This window comes from Nonomuraea sp. NPDC005650, assembly GCF_040605375.1.
In the GTDB taxonomy this organism is placed as follows: Bacteria; Actinomycetota; Actinomycetes; order Streptosporangiales; family Streptosporangiaceae; genus Nonomuraea.
The window spans coordinates 23,575-42,362 of sequence record NZ_JBEXCR010000015.1 but is presented as its reverse complement, the minus strand read 5'-3'; the positions used below and the strand labels follow the sequence as shown (position 1 = coordinate 42,362).

General features: G+C 69.5%; 19 protein-coding genes and 1 riboswitch. Of the genes, 9 read left to right on the top strand and 10 right to left on the bottom strand.

Annotated features, from left to right (window positions below; translation table 11 throughout):
- The first annotated feature begins 109 nt into the window (after positions 1 to 109).
- The 3 genes from ABZS69_RS25720 to tnpB all read left to right on the top strand — a co-directional run bounded on the left by ABZS69_RS25720 (position 110) and on the right by tnpB (position 3,696).
- Entirely contained in the window at positions 110 to 466 is a 357-nt protein-coding gene (locus ABZS69_RS25720) for a hypothetical protein (protein WP_355376956.1), read from the top strand.
- Between the two features lie 111 nt (positions 467 to 577).
- Positions 578 to 2,224, top strand: coding sequence for a DNA repair helicase XPB (locus ABZS69_RS25715; RefSeq protein WP_355376954.1), 1,647 nt, complete (start codon positions 578 to 580; stop codon positions 2,222 to 2,224).
- A 77-nt stretch (positions 2,225 to 2,301) separates the two neighbouring features.
- Positions 2,302 to 3,696, top strand: coding sequence for an IS607 family element RNA-guided endonuclease TnpB (gene tnpB, locus ABZS69_RS25710; RefSeq protein WP_355376952.1), 1,395 nt, complete (start codon positions 2,302 to 2,304; stop codon positions 3,694 to 3,696).
- A gap of 217 nt (positions 3,697 to 3,913) precedes the next feature.
- Here the strand turns inward: tnpB and ABZS69_RS25705 are convergent, their stop codons facing one another.
- The gene (locus ABZS69_RS25705; RefSeq protein WP_355376950.1) at positions 3,914 to 4,249 is read right to left on the bottom strand and encodes a hypothetical protein; all 336 of its coding nucleotides are present in this window, start codon (positions 4,247 to 4,249) and stop codon (positions 3,914 to 3,916) included.
- Between the two features lie 547 nt (positions 4,250 to 4,796).
- Between ABZS69_RS25705 and ABZS69_RS25700 the strand changes: the two genes are divergently transcribed.
- Positions 4,797 to 6,797, top strand: coding sequence for an AAA family ATPase (locus ABZS69_RS25700; RefSeq protein WP_355376948.1), 2,001 nt, complete (start codon positions 4,797 to 4,799; stop codon positions 6,795 to 6,797).
- 86 nt (positions 6,798 to 6,883) lie between these two features.
- Positions 6,884 to 7,414, top strand: coding sequence for a YbhB/YbcL family Raf kinase inhibitor-like protein (locus ABZS69_RS25695; RefSeq protein WP_355376946.1), 531 nt, complete (start codon positions 6,884 to 6,886; stop codon positions 7,412 to 7,414).
- A 224-nt stretch (positions 7,415 to 7,638) separates the two neighbouring features.
- Here the strand turns inward: ABZS69_RS25695 and ABZS69_RS25690 are convergent, their stop codons facing one another.
- The 6 genes from ABZS69_RS25690 to ABZS69_RS25665 form a co-directional block, all read right to left on the bottom strand.
- Positions 7,639 to 7,887 carry a hypothetical protein gene (locus ABZS69_RS25690; protein ID WP_355376944.1) on the bottom strand — a complete coding sequence of 83 codons (249 nt, stop codon included), beginning with the start codon at positions 7,885 to 7,887 and terminating at the stop codon, positions 7,639 to 7,641.
- 146 nt (positions 7,888 to 8,033) lie between these two features.
- Positions 8,034 to 9,659, bottom strand: coding sequence for a chaperonin GroEL (groL, locus tag ABZS69_RS25685; protein WP_355376942.1), 1,626 nt, complete (start codon positions 9,657 to 9,659; stop codon positions 8,034 to 8,036).
- Between the two features lie 424 nt (positions 9,660 to 10,083).
- Positions 10,084 to 10,284: a cold-shock protein gene (locus ABZS69_RS25680; RefSeq protein WP_068927743.1), complete on the bottom strand. Its 201-nt coding sequence runs from the start codon at positions 10,282 to 10,284 to the stop codon at positions 10,084 to 10,086.
- Between the two features lie 244 nt (positions 10,285 to 10,528).
- Positions 10,529 to 10,804, bottom strand: a complete 276-nt coding sequence (locus tag ABZS69_RS25675) for a MoaD/ThiS family protein (RefSeq protein ID WP_355376940.1) — start codon at positions 10,802 to 10,804, stop codon at positions 10,529 to 10,531.
- A gap of 24 nt (positions 10,805 to 10,828) precedes the next feature.
- A complete protein-coding gene (gene thrC, locus ABZS69_RS25670) occupies positions 10,829 to 12,061 on the bottom strand; it encodes a threonine synthase (RefSeq protein WP_355376938.1) in 1,233 nt (410 codons plus the stop codon).
- 13 nt (positions 12,062 to 12,074) lie between these two features.
- Positions 12,075 to 12,216: riboswitch (SAM riboswitch) on the bottom strand.
- 79 nt (positions 12,217 to 12,295) lie between these two features.
- The gene (locus tag ABZS69_RS25665; RefSeq protein WP_319719563.1) at positions 12,296 to 12,850 is read right to left on the bottom strand and encodes an RNA polymerase sigma factor; all 555 of its coding nucleotides are present in this window, start codon (positions 12,848 to 12,850) and stop codon (positions 12,296 to 12,298) included.
- A gap of 31 nt (positions 12,851 to 12,881) precedes the next feature.
- Here ABZS69_RS25665 and ABZS69_RS25660 point away from each other — a divergent pair, with 31 nt between their 5' ends.
- Positions 12,882 to 14,312: a trehalose-6-phosphate synthase gene (locus ABZS69_RS25660; RefSeq protein ID WP_355376936.1), complete on the top strand. Its 1,431-nt coding sequence runs from the start codon at positions 12,882 to 12,884 to the stop codon at positions 14,310 to 14,312.
- 17 nt (positions 14,313 to 14,329) lie between these two features.
- On the opposite strand, the gene ABZS69_RS25655 is transcribed toward ABZS69_RS25660, so the two are convergent.
- Genes ABZS69_RS25655 through ABZS69_RS25645 form a run of 3 tightly spaced genes read right to left on the bottom strand, consistent with a single transcriptional unit; the run spans position 14,330 to position 16,047 of the window.
- The gene (locus ABZS69_RS25655; RefSeq protein ID WP_355376935.1) at positions 14,330 to 14,902 is read right to left on the bottom strand and encodes a hypothetical protein; all 573 of its coding nucleotides are present in this window, start codon (positions 14,900 to 14,902) and stop codon (positions 14,330 to 14,332) included.
- A 35-nt stretch (positions 14,903 to 14,937) separates the two neighbouring features.
- The gene (gene otsB, locus ABZS69_RS25650) at positions 14,938 to 15,708 is read right to left on the bottom strand and encodes a trehalose-phosphatase (protein ID WP_355376934.1); all 771 of its coding nucleotides are present in this window, start codon (positions 15,706 to 15,708) and stop codon (positions 14,938 to 14,940) included.
- A gap of 39 nt (positions 15,709 to 15,747) precedes the next feature.
- On the bottom strand, positions 15,748 to 16,047 hold the full coding sequence (locus ABZS69_RS25645) for a DUF3263 domain-containing protein (RefSeq protein ID WP_355376932.1): 300 nt from the start codon (positions 16,045 to 16,047) through the stop codon (positions 15,748 to 15,750).
- A gap of 117 nt (positions 16,048 to 16,164) precedes the next feature.
- Here ABZS69_RS25645 and ABZS69_RS25640 point away from each other — a divergent pair, with 117 nt between their 5' ends.
- The 3 genes from ABZS69_RS25640 (at position 16,165) to ABZS69_RS25630 (ending at position 18,782) form a co-directional block, all read left to right on the top strand.
- Positions 16,165 to 16,971, top strand: coding sequence for an SAM-dependent chlorinase/fluorinase (locus ABZS69_RS25640; protein WP_355376930.1), 807 nt, complete (start codon positions 16,165 to 16,167; stop codon positions 16,969 to 16,971).
- A 75-nt stretch (positions 16,972 to 17,046) separates the two neighbouring features.
- Entirely contained in the window at positions 17,047 to 17,661 is a 615-nt protein-coding gene (locus ABZS69_RS25635) for a hypothetical protein (RefSeq protein ID WP_355376928.1), read from the top strand.
- A complete protein-coding gene (locus ABZS69_RS25630; RefSeq protein WP_355376926.1) occupies positions 17,658 to 18,782 on the top strand; it encodes a S8 family serine peptidase in 1,125 nt (374 codons plus the stop codon). The genes ABZS69_RS25635 and ABZS69_RS25630 overlap by 4 nt, the downstream gene beginning before the upstream one ends.
- Positions 18,783 to 18,788: the final 6 nt, after the last annotated feature.

The following is an 18,788-nucleotide window of genomic DNA, read 5'->3' as shown; positions in this document are numbered from 1 at the left end:
GCGGACCTCGGCTCGCGATCCCCCGGCCTCGCGATCTATGGCCAGATCTCACAGCGCCGTCAGGCACGTCTCATTTCCGTGATAAGTGTTGACGTGTCTGGAGGTGAACGTGAGCCAGGAAGATCCGTCGGACTACCCGTACCAGCCTTATGGCGCCCCCTACGGCGGGCAGCCACCGCCGCAGCACGGCTACGGTTACGGCTATCCCCCACCCCCGCAGAACGACGGCCCCAGCGCCAACGCGATCGTCTCCCTCGTGCTCAACGCCCTCGCGCTCGTCGCCTGCTGCAACTTCCTGGGCCTGCCCGGCGCGATCCTGGCCGGCCTGGCGCTCGGCAAGGCCCGCACGGAGCCGCGCTCCGCCCGTACGATGGTGGTCTGGAGCTGGATCATGTTCGGGCTCGGCTTCGTGCTCAGCGTCGGCGTCATCCTGTTCCTGGGCCTGGCCGGCTATCTCGACGACTGAGGACTAATCCGGGCGCGCCGGTTGTTGGAGTCTCGGAGCGGGAGAGCCAGGATCGGGAGACGATGGTCCTGTTGCGCGAGGCCCCGTACGGAACCCCACGGAGAAAAGCCAGTGAGCGATGGACCGCTGATCGTCCAGTCGGACAAGACACTGCTGCTCGAGGTCGACCACGAACGAGCCGACGAGTGCCGTAAGGCGATCGCGCCGTTCGCCGAGCTCGAGCGCGCTCCCGAACACGTGCACACCTACCGCGTCACCCCCCTGGCACTGTGGAACGCCCGCGCCGCCGGACACGACGCCGAGCAGGTCATCGACGCGCTGATCGGGTTCAGCCGCTATCCCGTGCCGCACGCCCTGCTCGTGGACATCGCCGAGACCATGGCCAGGTACGGCCGGCTGCGGCTGGAGAAGGACCCGGGCAACGGCCTGGTCCTGACCTCCACCGACCGGGCGGTGCTGGAGGAGGTGCTGCGCTCCAAGAAGATCCAGCCGATGCTGGGCGAGCGGCTCGGCGCCGACTCGGTCATCGTGCACCCGAGCGACCGCGGCAACGTCAAGCAGGCCCTGCTCAAGCTGGGCTGGCCGGCGGAAGACCTGGCCGGCTACGTGGACGGCGAGGCCCACCCGATCAAGCTGCTGCAGGAGGGCTGGGCGCTGCGGCCGTACCAGCAGGAGGCGGCGGACTCGTTCTGGCACGGCGGCTCCGGCGTGGTCGTGCTGCCCTGTGGCGCGGGCAAGACCATCGTCGGCGCAGCCGCCATGGCGCACGCGCAGGCCACCACGCTCATCCTGGTCACGAACACGGTCTCGGCCCACCAGTGGAAGACCGAGCTGCTCAAGCGCACGTCGCTGACCGAGGACGAGATCGGCGAATACTCCGGTTCGAAGAAGGAGATCCGCCCGGTCACCATCGCCACGTACCAGGTGATGACCACCAGGCGGAAGGGCGTCTACTCGCACCTGGAGCTGTTCGACGCCCGCGACTGGGGCCTGATCGTCTACGACGAGGTGCACCTGCTGCCCGCGCCGATCTTCCGGATGACCGCCGACCTGCAGGCCCGCAGGCGCGTCGGGCTCACCGCGACGCTGGTGCGCGAGGACGGGCGCGAGGGCGACGTGTTCTCGCTGATCGGGCCCAAGCGGTACGACGCGCCCTGGAAGGAGATGGAGAACCAGGGCTGGATCGCGCCCGCCGACTGCGTGGAGGTGCGGGTCACGCTCACGGACGAGGAGCGGCTGGCGTACGCGATGGCCGAGTCCGAGGAGCGCTACCGCTTCTGCGCCACCACGCCCTCCAAGACCCACGTGACCGAGGCGCTGGTCCGCCGCCACCTCGGTGAGCAGGTGCTGGTCATCGGCCAGTACATCGACCAGCTCGACGAGCTCGGCGAGCACCTCAACGCGCCGGTCATCAAGGGCGAGACCAGGGTCAAGGAGCGGGAGCGGCTCTACCAGGCCTTCCGCGACAAGGAGATCCAGGTGCTGGTGGTGTCGAAGGTCGCGAACTTCTCCATCGACCTGCCGGAGGCCGCGGTCGCGATCCAGGTGTCGGGCACGTTCGGCTCACGCCAGGAGGAGGCCCAGCGGCTCGGCCGCGTACTGCGCCCCAAGGCCGACGGCGGGGGCGCCCGGTTCTACACGGTGGTCAGCAGGGACACGGTGGACCAGGAGTTCGCCGCCCACCGGCAGCGGTTCCTGGCCGAGCAGGGGTACGCATACCAGATCATCGACGCCGACGACGTCCTCGGCGGGGTGTGACGGTCATCAGGTCCGTGTCCCACGAAAGTTGAATGCCCTGTAACCTGACGGTCACGCATTGTGAAACCGAGGGGTGCATGCAGGCTGTTCAGGCGTACAGATTCGCGCTCGACCCGACGCCACGTCAGGTAGGTGCGCTGGCCGCGCACTGCGGCGCGGCTCGGGTCGCGTTCAACTGGGGGCTGGCGCTGGTCAGGGCCAACCTGGCGCAGCGGACGGCCGAACGATCCTACGGGCTCGACGGTGATCAGCTCACGCCGATGGTTTCATGGTCGATATACGCCTTTCGCAAGCGCTGGAACACCGTGAAACATCACGTGGCGCCGTGGTGGGCGGAGTGTTCCAAGGAGGCGTATGCATGCGGGCTGGAGCGGCTGGCTGCGGCGCTCACCAACTGGCACCAGTCCCGGACCGGTACGCGCAAGGGACCGGCAGTGGGCTTTCCCCGCTTCAAAACCAGGCGGACCAGTGTTCAGTCCGTGCGCTTCACTACCGGAGCGATCCGGCTGGAGGGCCGCAAGCACGTGGTGCTTCCACGACTTGGCCGGATCAAGGTCCACGAGTCAACACGCAAGCTGGCCCGCCGCATCGAGCAAGGCACGGCCACCATCCGCTCCGCGACAGTCCGGCAGGAGGCCGGACGGTGGTTCGTGGCCTTCTCCGTGCTGGTGCAACGTGCAGGGCGTGCTCCGACGCGCCCAGCCGCGCTGATCGGTGTGGACCTCGGGGTGAAGAATCTGGCGGTCTTCTCCGACGACCGCCCCGCCGCTGACAATCCGAAGCACCTGGCCGGCGCCCAGCGGCGATTGCGGCGGCTGTCAAGGACCGTCTCACGTCGTCAGGGTCCGGACCGGCGAACCGGGCAGTCCGCTTCCAAACGCTGGGCGCGGGCTGATGCCCGGCGCAACCGAGTCCACCATCGGATCGCTCATCTGCGATGTGACGCTCTGCACAAGCTCACCACCGACCTGACACGTCGGTACGGCACAATCGTGGTCGAGGACCTGAATGTGACCGGAATGCTGCGCAATCGGCGGCTGGCTCGCGCTGTCGCCGATGCCGGGTTCGGTGAGATCCGCCGACAGTTGACGTACAAGACGCGGTGGAACGGCGGCACTCTGGTCGTGGCCGACCGTTGGTATCCATCGTCGAGGATGTGCTCGAACTGCGGGGCAGTGAAAGCCAAGCTGCCTCTGAGTACGCGCAGGTATGTCTGCGAGTCGTGTGGCCTGAGCATTGATCGCGATCGCAACGCCGCGATCAACCTCGCCTCGCTCGTGAAGCACACCGTCGCCGAGGGTGGCCCGGAGACGCAAAACGGACGTGGAGCCGACCGTAAGCCCTCGCCTCGCGGGGCCGGTGGCTGTGAATCGTCTACCTCGCATCGGGCATCCCCGCTCGGATCAGACGAGGACCTTCTCCCGGCAACGGGCGAATCGCCAAGAGGCACCGCCGGGCGGCGAACAGTGTGATGCCCGGCCGCTCAGCTGAGCGGCCAGGCATGTTCAGCGTGGTGTCACGTCCACGAAACTCCGCGGGCCGAAGACAATCGAACCACCCCCCTCACCTGCGTACTATCACGCCGCCTGCGACATACCCCCATGATCCGACAAACCCACCTGATATGCCCGAATTTTTCGGTATTTCCAGGTTGTTACGGATCGTAGGGATTCGAGCGGTTGGCGCACCCTACCGCGCCATCATGCCGCCGAGGAACAGCACACCTTCCGCGACGACCCAGGCGACCACTCCCGCGCCCATGACCCGGCCGAACGTGCGCGGTTCCTGCCTGGACCACGGGACGAGCCAGGCGGCTGCCGTGCAGCAGGCGGCGAGCGCGGCGAACAGCCCCGACACCGTGGAGACGGTACCAAGACGTTGCGAGCAGGTCGAAGCGGACTCGCCGCCTTCGCAGAACGCCTCCATCCCCCAGCCCGCGAACACGGACAACGACCAGAGGGCGGCGAGCAGGAAGCTCGCGATCGTGGGAATGATCGGCGAAAAACGCAGCTGGATCCGCGCCATCACCTATGCCTACCCCACCCCGAAGTCCGCTACTCGCCCCGAACCCCCGCTCCCGTCGGCGTTCTCCGCCTCCCCGCCACCGGCCATCCTCCGGCCCGTCCTCCGTAGCCGCTGACGCATCCCGCCGCGGCGATCGACGCCACTCCCCTGCCCCCGATGCCGCCGTCCCCTGCCCCGATGCGGCCACGGCCGGTCGCGCGGCCCTCGCCCGAACCGATGCCGTGCCGGTCCCCTGGATGCGCTGCCGAGGAGGTGGGGGACGCCGTCGCGGCTGGTTGAGGGTTGCCCTCCGAATCGCCGTCGGCGGCGGCCCCGGCGCGGAGCTCAGCGTGGCGGACGACCGGGCGGGAGCGGGGAGTGCGAAAGATGCGGGGACGGGAGTGCGAAAGACGCGAGGGCGGAGTGCGAAAGACGCGGGGGCGGGAGTGTGAAAGGACGCGAGGTCGGGCCGCGGGTAAATGCTTTGGAAGCCGCCCGACCCCGCCGCTAGACTGGCCGATTCGCTGCCTTGACCACCTCCGTTCCCGACCAAGGGAGGCACTTTCGCATGCCCGGACACCAGTTGGCCCCCGACATACCCTCCGACGTACTGGCCTCCGAGCAGGCCCACCTGGCCGAGTCCAGGGCCGCGCTCAAGGCGATGCGCGCCCATGCCCAGTCGCTGTCCGCGGACGCGGCGGGTGACTGGGTGTCGCAGCAGATCCTCCAGTCCCTCCTCGACCAGCGCGTGGCCGCGCTGGCCGACCATCCCGACACCCCGCTGTTCTTCGGTCGCCTCGACCGGGGGGCGGGGGACGACCTCCCCGGCACGATCTACGTCGGTCGCCGCCACGTGCACGACGGCGGCAGCAAGCCCCTGGTCATCGACTGGCGCGCCCCGGTGTCGCGGGCGTTCTACCAGGCCAGCCCCGCCGAACCCATGGGAGTCGTACGGCGGCGCCGTTTCGGGTACCACGGCGGCGCGCTGACCGCGTTCGAGGACGAGCCGCTGGGCGAGGGCAGTGAGATCGGCCCGTCGAAGATCCTCACCGAGGAGATCGAGCGCCCGCGCACCGGCCCGATGCGCGACATCGTCGCCACCATCCAGCCGGACCAGGACGAGATCGTCCGCTCCACCCTGACCCAGACGGTGTGCGTGCAGGGTGCCCCCGGCACCGGGAAGACCGCCGTGGGCCTGCACCGGGCGGCGTACCTCCTGTTCACCCACCGCGAGCGGCTCGCCAGGTCGGGCGTGATGATCGTCGGCCCGAACCGGGCGTTCCTGTCGTACATCTCCTCGGTGCTCCCCGCGCTCGGCGAGGTCAAGGTCGACCAGACCACGGTGGCGGGGCTGCTCGGCGAGCACGCCACCGCGGAGGACCCGATGGTGGCGGCGCTGAAGGGCGACGCCAGGATGGCGGCGGTGCTCGAACGCGCGCTCTGGCTGCACATCGTCAAGCCCGAGGACGGCGTGGTGTTCACCAAGGGCGCCTACCGCTTCCGGGTGGCGGACTACGAGGTACGCGAGATCGTGGCCTCCTTGCGCGGCACCACGCGTTACAACCCGGGCCGGGCGGCGCTCGCGCAGCGGCTGGCCCACATGGTGCTGGTACGAATGGAGCAGCGCGGCGAATCGCCCGACGACCGGGTGCAGGACGCCGTGGCCCGGTCGAAGCCGGTGAAACAGCTCGTGGATTTGGTCTGGCCCAAACTAACGCCGGAGCAAGTCCTTTATCGACTCCTTTCCGACCCAGAATTCCTCACAAAGGCCGCAAAATCCGATTTGTTGCCCGATGAGCAGGAAATGCTGGTCTGGCGGAAGCCGTACCGGGGCTGGAAGTCCGCGAAATGGTCCGCCGCGGACGCCGCCCTCCTGGACGAGCTCCGCGACCTGATGGAGCGCACCCCGTCCCTCGGCCACCTCGTGGTGGACGAGGCCCAGGACCTCTCCGAAATGCAGCTGCGAGCGCTCGGCCGCCGCTGCCGCAACGGCTCCGCCACCGTTCTGGGCGACCTGGCCCAGGGCACGACTCCGTGGTCGACCAGCTCGTGGGAGTCGGTGCTCCAGCATCTGGGCCAGCGTGAGGGCGAGGTGACGGAGCTGACGCTCGGCTTCCGCGTGCCGCGCGAGGTCCTCGACTACGCCGCCCAGTTGCTCCCCTCCATCGCCCCCGAGCTGGCCGCGCCCCGGTCGCTGCGCCCCGGCCTCGGTTCGCTCGCGGTGCGCCCCGGCGGCTCGGTCGCCGAGGCCGCCGCCGAAGCCCTCACCAAGGAGGGCTCCATCGGCGTCATCGTCCCCGACGCCCTGATCGCCGACGTCTCCCGCGCGCTGGCCGACCTCCCGCACGCCGTGCTCGATCCCGACGCGGCCGAGGAGCACCGCCTGCTGATCGTGCCCGCGACCCTGGCCAAAGGTCTGGAGTACGACCACGTCGTCGTCGTGGAGCCCGCGGACATCGTCGCGGCCGAACCCAGGGGCCTGGCCAGGCTGTACGTGGTGCTGACCCGTGCGGTCACGTCCCTGACGGTGCTGCACGACAAGCCGCTGCCGGCCGAGCTCGCGAGCTGAACCCGCGGGACCCGGCGGCTGATCGTCGGCGGGCACGGCCGCTTCTAGGATGGCTGAGCAAGGAGCTCTCAACCTAGGAGGATGCCGTGCCAGCACCGCTTCCACATGAACACCTGCCGTCGGTTCCCGCGCTCGTGGTCGAGAGCGACGACATCCAGGACGGCGAGCGGCTGAACGACCTCCACGTCTTCAACGACTGGGGCATGCAGGGCGGCAACCGGTCGCCGCACCTCCGCTGGTCCGGCGCGCCCGCCGAGACCCGCGGCTACGCCGTCACCTGCTACGACCCCGACGCCCCCACGGGCAGCGGCTTCTGGCACTGGGTGCTGTTCGACCTGCCGGCCTCGGTGACCGAGCTGCCGGCGGGAGCGGGCACCGGCCCGGAGTTCAAGGGCCTGCCCGCGGGGGCCGTCCATGCCCGCAACGACTACGGCACCAAGGAGTTCGGCGGCGCCGCCCCGCCCCCCGGCGCCCCGCACCGCTACGTCTTCACGGTGCACGCCCTGGGGGTCGACAAGCTGGGCGTGGACAGCGACGCCAGCTCGGCGGTGGTGGGCTTCAACATCACCGCCAACACCCTGGCCCGCGGCCACATCGTCCCGACCTACAGCGCCTGACCGCGCCCACGGCCGCACCGCCCTCCAGGGGGCGGTGCGCCGGGCCCGGCAAAAGCGCCTATCACAAGGCGCACCGGGCCCGGCAAAAGCGGGCCTATCGGAAAGTGCACCGGGCCCGACAAGCCAGGCCCGGCAGAAGCGGGCCAGCCGGAAAAGGGAGACGCCCCGCCGTGAAAGGGCGGGGCGTCCGAGAGACCACGAGCGCGACGGGCGTCAGCTGAGCCCTAGCCGCAGCTGTTCGAGAGCTGCGGCAGCAGCGACTCGACGAGCGGGAGGTTCAGCTTGGTCTCACCGGCCAGCGCCCCCGTGGGCAGGCAGAGCGGCGCCCGCATCTTGCTCAGGAGCTGGACCGGAAGCTCACCGGCGATGGCGTTGGTGTGAGGCGTGTTCGCCTGGGCGGGCACGGCGACGGCGGTGGCCGCGGCCAGGCTCAGAATGGCGATACCGAAAATACGCTTGCTGCGGGAAAACATCCTCTACTCCTTCGTTGAGGTCTGTGATCACCCACCCTTCCTCACCCGGAGTAGCGGATCAATTATGAAACGTAATGGCTGAGAAACGAAAAGAAGAGCGGCCCGGAAAACCGGGCCGCTCTTCGTATGAACGGCGAAGAAAAGACCTAGAAGTCCATGTCGCCGCCGCCCGGCATGGCCGGGGCTGCAGCGTTCTTCTCGGGCTTCTCCGCGATGACGGCCTCGGTCGTCAGGAAGAGCGCCGCGATGGAGGCGGCGTTCTGCAGCGCCGAGCGCGTCACCTTGGCCGGGTCGAGGATGCCCGCCTCGAACATGTTGACGTACTCGCCGGAAGCGGCGTTCAGGCCCTCACCCGGGGTGAGGTTGCGAACCCGCTCCACCACGACGCCGCCCTCAAGGCCGGCGTTGACCGCGATCTGCTTCAGCGGCTCCTCGAGCGCCTTGCGCACGATCGCCGCGCCCGTGGCCTCGTCGCCCGACAGCTCCAGCTTGTCGAACGCCTTGGCACCGGCCTGCAGCAGCGCCACGCCACCGCCGGGCACGATGCCCTCCTCGACGGCCGCCTTGGCGTTGCGCACGGCGTCCTCGATGCGGTGCTTGCGCTCCTTGAGCTCGACCTCGGTCGCCGCGCCCGCCTTGATGACGGCCACGCCGCCGGCCAGCTTGGCCAGCCGCTCCTGGAGCTTCTCGCGGTCGTAGTCGGAGTCGGTGCGGTCGATCTCGGCGCGGATCTCGTTGACCCGGCCGGAGATCTGCTCGGCGTCACCGGCGCCGTCGACGATCGTCGTCTCGTCCTTGGTCACCACGACCTTGCGGGCGCGGCCGAGCAGGTCGAGGGTGGCGTTCTCGAGCTTGAGACCGACCTCCTCGGCCACGACCTGGCCACCGGTCAGGATGGCGATGTCGTTGAGCATGGCCTTGCGGCGGTCGCCGAAGCCCGGGGCCTTGACGGCCACGGAGCGGAACAGGCCGCGGATCTTGTTGACGACCAGGGTCGCCAGGGCCTCGCCCTCGATGTCCTCGGCGATGATCAGCAGCGGCTTGCCGGACTGAACGACCTTGTCGAGCAGCGGCAGCAGGTCCTTGTTGGCGGAGACCTTGCTGTTGACGATCAGGATGTACGGGTCCTCGAGCACGGCCTCCATGCGGTCCGAGTCGGTGACGAAGTACATCGACGTCATGCCCTTGTCGAAGCGCATGCCCTCGGTGAGCTCAAGCTCGAGGCCGAAGGTGTTGCTCTCCTCGACGGTGATGACGCCTTCCTTGCCGACCTTGTCCATCGCCTCGGCGATGAGCGAGCCGATCTCGGGGTCGGCGGCGGAGATGGAGGCCGTGGAAGCGATCTGCTCCTTGGTCTCCACGTCCTTGGCCAGCTTGGAGAGCTCCTCGCTGACGCGCTCGACGGCGGCCTCGATGCCCTTCTTCAGGGCCATCGGGTTGGCGCCGGCGGCGACGTTGCGCAGACCCTCACGCACCAGCGCCTGGGCGAGCACGGTGGCGGTCGTGGTGCCGTCGCCCGCGACGTCGTCCGTCTTCTTGGCGACTTCCTTGACCAGCTCGGCGCCGATCTTCTCCCACGGGTCCTCGAGCTCGATCTCCTTGGCGATGGAGACACCGTCGTTGGTGATCGTGGGGGCGCCCCACTTCTTCTCCAGCACGACGTTACGGCCCTTGGGCCCCAAGGTCACCTTGACGGCGTCGGCGAGCTGGTTCATACCGCGCTCGAGACCGCGCCGGGCGTCCTCGTCAAACGCGATCATCTTGGCTGCCATAAGGCTAGACCTCCCAGATGCAGGGTGGCTTGTCGTGGACCGAGCCGACGCCCGCGACGGCATGGGTCAGCATCTCCTGCGGCAGACCCCATCGTCCCGATCCGAATGTTGGCACTCTGCTGCACAGAGTGCCAACGAACTGTTTAGCACTCTACCCTGCCGAGTGCAAGCGAGAAGCCTCCTACCGGGGCTTTCCTCCCCGGATCGGCCTGCTTGGCGGGCCGTGCCCCGGCTGTCCGTCGTCGTCGGCGGGACCCCGTACCTGCGACGAGCCGCGTCCAGGCCACCGCAGGTAGCGGGATCCGTACCCACGGCGAGCCGCCTCAACGCGGCTCGCCGTGATCGAGTCGACGAGAGAAAGGTTGCGGGTTCGCCCGGACTGCGTTGCCGTGCGATCCCCGCCGGTGCATACCAGGGGGGTGTATCAGACCGCGCGGACGGACTCCGCTTGAGGCCCCTTCTGGCCCTGCGTGATCTCGAACTCGACGCGCTGCCCCTGTTCGAGAGATCGGTACCCGTCCATCATGATCGCTGAGTAATGGACGAATACATCCTTACCACCGTCTACCGCGATGAAGCCGTAGCCCTTGTCCGCGTTGAACCACTTGACGGTGCCCTGCGCCACTTCCGACTCCTCTTACTGGACTTTCAGATCTCACCCATTCCTCCGCGAGACCCGTTATCGCCCGACTTAACGGAAAATCAGCCAGACGATCGCCCTCGACCATACCTGTGGCACGGGGTTTGGCAACAGAGTCAATCTGCAAACGACGCATTTCTTCGCATCGAAGGCGGTTCAACGTTTCATTTGGCCTGGAAATGGAGAAGGCGCCCACTAGGGGCGCCTTCTCAGGTGTGATCTATGGCACTCAGCCGCCGGCTACCGCCGGGATGATTGAGATCTGAGTGCCCTCAGGTGCCGGAGTGTCCAGCCCTTCGGCGAAACGGACATCCTCTTCCCCAACGTAAACGTTGACAAAACGACGAATCTTGCCCGATTCATCCAGAATTCTCGCGCCGATCCCCGGGTAGTCAGAGTCGAGCTTGGTGAGGACGTCACGAAGAGTCGCGCCCTCGCCACTGACTTCGGCGTTGCCCCCGGTGTAGGTGCGCAGAATGGTGGGAATCCGCACCGAAACGCTCATGGTTTAACTTGCCTTTCCTGGTTGTCAGACAGCCGCGCGGAACGCGTCGAGGGAGGGCCGGATCACGGCCGTGGGCTGGGCGTCGTCGCTGATCGCGTCGAGCGTCTTGAGGCCGTCGCCGGTGTTGAGGACCACGGTCTCGGCCTCGGGGTCGAGCCGCCCGCTCTCGGCGAGCTTCTTCAGCACGCCCACGGTCACCCCGCCCGCGGTCTCGGCGAAAACACCCTCCGTCGAGGCCAGGAGCTTGATCGCGGCCACGATCTCGGCGTCCGTGACGTCCTCGACGGCCCCGCCGGTGCGCCGGGCGATGTCGAGCACGTACGGCCCGTCGGCCGGGTTGCCGATGGCCAGCGACTTGGCGATGGTGTCGGGCTTGACCGGCTGCACGACGTCGTGCCCCGCCTTGTACGCGGTGGAGACCGGCGAGCACCCGGCCGCCTGCGCCCCGAAGATCTTGTAGGGCGTGTCTTCGACCAGCCCCAGCTGCACCAGCTCGCGGAAGCCCTTGTCGATCTTCGTGAGCTGCGAGCCGGAGGCGATGGGGATGACGATCTGCTCGGGCAACCGCCACCCGAGCTGCTCGGCGATCTCGTACGCGAGCGTCTTGGAGCCCTCGGCGTAGTAGGGCCGCAGGTTGACGTTGACGAACCCCCACTTGTCGCCCAGCGGGTCGCCGATCAGCTCGGAGCAGAACCGGTTGACCTCGTCATAGGTGCCGTCGATCCCGATCAGCTTGCCGCCGAACACGCGCGCCATGGCGATCTTGGCCGCTTCGAGGTTGGCCGGGATGAACACGCACGCCTCGAGCCCGGCGCGCGCCGCCGCCGCGGTGACCGCGCCCGCGAGGTTGCCCGTGGAGGAGCAGGAAAGGGTGTGGAAGCCGAAGTTACGCGCCGCCTCGACGGCGATGGCGACAACCCGGTCCTTGAAGGAATGGGTGGGGTTGCCCGAGTCGTCCTTCACGTACAGGGACTTGAGACCCAGCGCGCGCCCGAGGTTTCCGGCCTTGACCAGTTTGGTCCAACCGGGGTTCATATTGGGCTTACTGGCGACGTCAACCGGCACCGGGAGCAGCGACCGGTAACGCCAGATGTTGGCGGGACCCGACTCGATGTCGGAGCGGGTCACCTCGCCGAAGGAATAGGCCGCTTCGAGCGGCCCGAAACACTCCAGACATGCGAAGCTCGGACCGAGCGGGTAACGCGTGCCGCACTCACGGCAGGACAGACCGACAGCAGGACCAAAGTCGAGCGACATGAAGCGAGGCCTTCCCTCATCTTCGCCTGCGGCCACCCTGACCGCAGACCGGAATTGGCACCTTGTCCCGGTCGGCCTCGCCAGGTCGCGAGTCACAAGCCGGGAGGGTTGCCGGGGCTTCGCAGGGCCGGTCCCTCCACCCCTCTGGATGAGCAATATGCAGTTGTTGAAATGGACTCTACCCGCCCATGGGGCCGAAACGGCCACCCGTCTCAGGATGCGGGACGTGGCGTCTCAGCGATAATCATCACCCAGCACTCCCTGCACGTATTTGCGGGCCTGATGGATGCGCGACTTGGCGGTGCCGAGCGGGATGCCGAGCTGCTCGGCCACCTCGTTGTAGTCGAGCTGGACGATGTCGCGCAGCACCAGCGCCTGCGCCAGGTCGGGCTTGTCGGCCTCCAGCGCCTCCATCGCGTCGAGCAGGTCGAGCCGCGAGCCCGCGATCACGCTCACCCGCGCCACGTCGGGCTTCTGCGTGGGCAGCTCGTCCGAGGTCTGCTCCGCCGCCCGCCGCTTGAGCGACCGGTACGTGGTGCGCGCGCAGTTGGCCGTCACGATGTGCAGCCACGTGCTGAACCGCGCCCGGCCCTCGAACCGGCCGATGTTGCGCGCCACGGCCAGCAACGTGTCCTGGGAGGCTTCCTCTGCGTCCTGGTGATAGGGGAGGATCCGGGCGCAGTGTCGCATCACATCGGGCTCGATCCGCGCCAGGAGCTCGCCAAGTGCGCGATGATCTCCTCCTGCGGCCGAGCGGGCGAGTTCCTCGGTTAGCTCATCAAGCGCCATAGCTGGGATCCTATGGGCGAAGGGAGCGTAGATGAACAGCGTCCTGGTGGCCTCCAACAGAGGACCCGTTTCTTTTACCGTCTCGGACGACGGTGAGCTGACCATGAAACGCGGTGGCGGCGGCCTGGTCTCGGCGCTGTCCGAGGTGGCCAGGAAGGACCGCGTGCTGTGGGTGTGCGCGGCGCTGTCCGACGGCGACCGCAGCGCCGTACGCCTGGTGCCCGGCGGCCGGATCGACCACGCCGGCTACGACACGGGCCCGCTGCGGATGCTCGACATCCCGCCCGCGACCTTCCACCGCGCCTACAACGCCGTGGCCAACTCCACCCTGTGGTTCGTCAACCACCTGCTCTACGACATCCCCAACGCACCGAACTTCGGCACGAGGTTCGAGCGCGAGTGGGAGTCCTACCGCGACTACAACGGCGCGTTCGCGCTGGCGCTGGCCGAGGAGGCCGGCCACGGCGCCCGCGTCATGGTGCAGGACTACCACCTGACGCTGACCCCGGCCATGCTCCGCGCCGAGCGGCCGGACCTGCGCATCGCGCACTTCAGCCACACCCCGTGGGCGCCGCCCGAATACTTCTCGCTGCTGCCCGACGAGGTGGTCGGCGAGGTCCTGGAGGGCATCCTGGGCGCCGATCACGCCGGGTTCCTGGCCGACAGGTGGGCGCAGGCGTTCATGGACTGCTGCGAGGCGCTGCTGGGCGCGGAGGTCGACCGCGTGGGCCGCAGCGTCACCCACGAGGGCAGGACCACCCGCATCGGCGTGCACAGCCTCGGCGTGGACGGCGACGCGCTGTGGGAGCGCGCCGTCGAGCCCGACGTCGAGTCGCACATGATCGCGCTCAGGGAGCAGGTGGGCGACCGCCGGCTGATCGTCCGCATCGACCGCACCGAGCTGTCGAAGAACATCGTGCGCGGCCTGGTGGCCTATCGCGAGTTCCTGGCCGCGCATCCCGAGTGGCACGGCAAGGTGGTGCATCTGGCGTTCGCCTACCCGAGCAGGCACGACCTTCCCGAATACCGCGAATACACCGCGTCGGTGCTGCGCTGCGCGCAGGAGATCGAGGACGAGTACGGCACCGAGGACTGGGACCCGCTGATCCTCAACGTCAACGACGACTACCCGCGTTCGCTGGCCGCGTACCGGATGGCCGACGTGCTGCTGGTCAACCCCATCCGCGACGGGATGAACCTGGTCGCCAAGGAGGGCCCGATCCTGTCCACGAGGTGCGCGCTCGTGCTCTCGCGCGAGGCGGGGGCGGCGGCCGAGCTGGGCCCGCACGCGCTCGTGGTGAATCCGTACGACATCAGCGGCACGGCCGCCGCGCTGCACGCCGCGCTCGTCATGCCGGAGGACGAGCGCCGCATGCGGCGCGACAAGCTGCACGCGGCGGCCACCGCCCTGCCGCCGCAGAAGTGGCTCGCGGCCCAGCTCGACGCGCTGGCCGAGGTCTGAGCGAGGTCTGAGCGCGGTCAGTTCCAGTCGGCGTTCGCCAGCGTGTCGGCCAGCCCCGGCGTGTTCCACTGGTCCACGACGAGGATCTTGCTCTTCGGCAGATACCACTCGCGCTGCGTGAAGCGGGCCAGGACCTTCCCGTCGGAATAGCTGACGCAGGTCGACTTCCACGCGTTGTAGGCGGCCTTGTGCCCCGCCCCGACCTGGCGCAGGCCCCTGGTGACCGTCGGGCCGACGTGCTCGCCCCACTTGCGGTTGGACGGGCACGGCTGCACATCGCCGGCCGTGTAGAAGGGGTTCTTGCCGGTGTACGGGCCGAACCCCTCGGCGCCGATCTTGATGTACTTGGGGCCGAAGACGTAGAAGGCGTCGCACTCGGGCGTCCCCCAGCCGCTGGGCTTGGCGCACCTGCCGGTCACGATCTGGACCTGGTCGGCGCCGTGACGGTAGACCTTCCACTTGATCGGGACGTAGAGGGTCAGGCCGTGCCGCAGCTTGACCGCCTGCGCGGGCGCGGCGTGCGCGGGCAGGGCGGTCGCGAGGAGGGTGGCCGCGGCCACGGCCGCGGCGGCGAGGTATCGCTTGTGCATGCGCCCGACCCTAGGGAGCGCGACTTGCAGCCTGGTCACGAACGACTGGAAGCCGCCACGAGCTCCGCCAGCAGCGCGACGACGCCGTCGGGCCCGTCCACCACGATGTCGGCCTGCTCGGCCAGCTTCGTGACCTCGGCGGAGCCGCTGCACACGGTCACGCCGGGCAGCCCCGAGGCGCGTACGGCCTCGAACGCGGCCAGGTCGCCGAGATCGTCGCCCACGAACATGACGGACCTGGCGGCCCGCTCCGCCAGGAACAGGCTGAGCGCCTGCCCCTTGTCCATGCCCGGCGGCCGCAGCTCCAGCACGAACCGCCCCGGCTCGACCACCAGGCCGTGCTTGTCGGCCAGCTTGGCCAGCGGCTCACGCAGCCTGGCCAGCGCGCCCTCCGGGTCGGGGCTGCGCCTGGTGTGCACGGCCACCGCCCGGCCCTTGTCCTCGACGGTGACGCCTTCCAGGCCCGGCGAGTCGAGCAGCAACGACAGCTCGGCCTCGGCCTGGAGCACGCCCGGGGGTGGGGGCGGGCCGGAGATCCGCCCGGCCTCCCAGCGTTCGAAGCCGTAGTGCCCGAGCACGACCAGCCCGGGCACGTCGGCCAGGCCCGGCCCGAGCGCCAGCGCGGTGGCCGGCGGCCGGCCGGTCACGATGGCCACCGCCAGGACGTGGGCGCCGAGCTCGGCCAGCACCGCCGGCGCCTTCGGGTGGATCACGGCCTCGGCGGGATCGGGCACGATCGGCGACAGGGTCCCGTCGAAGTCGAGCCCGATCACGGCGCCGGCCGGATCGTCCAAGATCGCTTTCATTCCAGGGATGTTCCTCACGCGGCTGCTTTACCCAGCCGGTCAGGGACGCATGCCGAGTCTCCTGGCGGCGCGGTCACGCTGACGGGTGGACCGTAACCTGCGCAGCCTCTTGACCAGCATGGGATCGTGCTCCAGCGCCTCCGGCCGATCGATCAGCTCGCCGAGCAACTGGTAGTAGCGCGTGGCGGAGAACCCGAAGCTCTCCTTGATGGCCTGCTCCTTCGCGCCCGCGTACCGCCACCATTGGCGTTCGAAGGCGAGGAGCTCGAGATCGCGTTCTGAGAGGGGTTGGCCGGACGCTTCCTGGGCAGCGTTGTCACCGCTGAGCGGTGCTCCCATGGTGTCCTCCTCGGGAAAGGTGCGTGCGACGACTCCGCACGCACGCGGCCCGTGGCCAATCGTAATGTGCGGAGTGCGGCTGTTCACGGCGTATTGAGAGACGTACAGTCACGAAATGTGACCTCAGTAATCACGCTCCTCACCGACTATGGGCTCGAAGATGGCTATGTGGCGGCTTGTCACGGAGTGATCGCCGGAATCGCCCCGGAGGCGCGGGTGATCGACATGTGCCACCTGATTCCCTCGGGTGATGTACGGCGTGGCGCGGCGGTTCTCGCCCAGACCATCCCGTACCTCCCCGTCGGCATCCACATCGGCGCGGTCGATCCGAGCGCGGGCGGTGCCCGGCGCGCGGTGGCCGTCGAGGCGGGCGGCCGGGTGTTCATCGGCCCCGACAACGGGGTGCTGTCGTGGGCGGTGCGCGCCAGCGGCGGCGCCGAGGCCGCCTACGCGATCAGCAACGAGGAGCACTTCCTGCGGCCGGTCTCCCCGACCTTCCACGGGCGCGACGTCTTCTCGCCGGTCGCCGGGCGGCTGTGGGGCGGGCTGAGACCGTCGGACCTGGGGCCGGAGGTGCCGGTCGGCCGGCTGGTCACGCTGCCGGAGCCGACCTCGCTGCTGCGCGAGGGGGCGGTGGAGGGCGAGGTCGTCTCGGTCGACCGCTACGGCAACACCCAGCTCTCGATCGCGGCCGGCGACCTGCACGCGCTGGGCGTGCGGGTGGGCGACACGCTGGGGGTCTGGCTGGGCCGGCGGCAGCTCGCGCTGCCGTACCGGGAGACGTTCGCGGCGGTGCCGCCCGGGGAGCTGGTGGCGTTCGCGGACTCGGCGGGGCTGATCGCGATCGCGGTCAACTCCGGTGACGCAGCGCAGCGGCTGGGGCTCCCACCTGGAGCGCATGTCCGACTTTCGCCTACTTCTTAGTACGAAAGCACATAGATCGGAATTACTCCGCGTATCGGGCTGTTTACCGAAGCGTCGGAAACAATCAGCGGTCACGTGTCAGAATGCAACGCGCGGGCGTCCCCCTCCTGCCCTCCCGAGGTCGACGTGTACCAGCTGTCGGTTGTGCTGCTCTCCATAATGTCCGCGATCTGGCCCGCGCCGGAGCCGCCCGTGTCAGAGCGCTGGCACGCGTGGCCCGTCTCGCAGATCTTCCCCGCCACCGTGCCCGGGGTCAGCCCGTCGGGGGCACGCGTCACGTACGTGCTCGCCGGGGTCGCCCCCGAGGCGCCCTGCCGGACGGCTTTCCAGCCCGCCGCCGTCCGGCGAGGCTGCCGCGTGGCCCTGCGCGCCACGTACGCCGACAGCACGCAGACGTTCGTGGCCACCGTGGGCATCGCCGTGCTCGACGCGCCCGGACGCGGCTACTACCGCGCGGGGCGGCCCGCGACCGTGCTGCCGGTGGCCTTCCCCCAGGGGCCGGCCGAGCGCTTCGGCCGGCGGCAGTACTTCACCGGGGTGGTGCTCAGGTCCGACGAGCGTTACGTGGTGGCGACGGCCGCCGGGTACGCCGACGGCCGGTTGTACCGGCCGGGTGACCGCGTCGTGCCCCGGTTGCGCGCCACGGCGCGGCAGCTCGCCGCGGAGCTGCATCGGACGCTGACCCGATGATCAGGCTCGCCGTCCCCGTCCTCATCACCGCGCTGGTGCTGGGGACCGTCCCGGCGAGCGCCACCGACGACGTGGGCGAGGCCGCCCGGGCCGGGCAGTGGCAGCTCGCCGCGATGCGGCTGCCCGACGCGTGGCGGACGAGCAGGGGCGAGGGCGTGATCGTCGCCGTCCTCGACACCGGCGTGAACGGCCGCCACCCCGACCTGGAGGGCGCCGTGGTCCAGGGCCCCGACCTGACCGGGACGGCCAAGGGCCTGTGGGGGCGGCACGGGACCGCCATGGCCAGCCTGATCGCCGGACGCGGGCACGGCGACGAGCACAGGGGCGGCGTGATCGGGGTGGCGCCCGCGGCCAGGGTGATGTCCATCCGGGTCACGCTGGAGAACGGCGACCCGCTGCGCGAGCAGCAGCGCTCCGGCGGGCGCGACGCGCTGGCCAAGGGCATCCGGTACGCCGTCGACCACGGGGCCGGCGTGATCAGCATGTCGCTGGGCGGCGGCAGCGGCACGTGGGAGGGCTCACCCTCCGAGGAGGAGGCCATCCAGTACGCGATCGCGCGGGGCGCCGTGCTGGTGGCCTCGTCGGGCAACGACGGCGGCACGACCAACAGGAAGAACTTCCCCGCCGCCTATCCCGGGGTGATCGCCGTGGGGGCGGTGGACCGGGAGCTGCGGGTGGCCGCGTTCTCCAACAGGCAGGACTACCTCTCGGTGGTCGCGCCGGGGACGGAGATCGTCACGGCCGACGCGCGCGACTCGTACGTGGTGAGCGACGGCACCAGCTCGGCGGCGGCCATGGTGGCGGGCATCGCGGCCCTGATCAAGTCGGCGTACCCGGGCCTGTCGCCGTACCACGTGCGGACGGCCATCGAGCTCGGCACCAAGAGGCAGCCGGCCGACGGCCACAGCCCCGCCTACGGGCACGGGGTGGCCAACGCCCTGCTCGCCCTGCGCGAGGCCGCCCGCCTGGACCTGCCCGGCTCCGGCCTGGCCCGCCCCGGCCCGTACTTCGGCGACGGCCCTCCGCCCGCCTCCCGGGGGCCGGTGGTGGCGGGCATGGTGATGCTGGCGGCGGCGATGTCGGCCCGCATCCTCGTCCGCCACCGCAAACGCCGCACCTGACCGGCC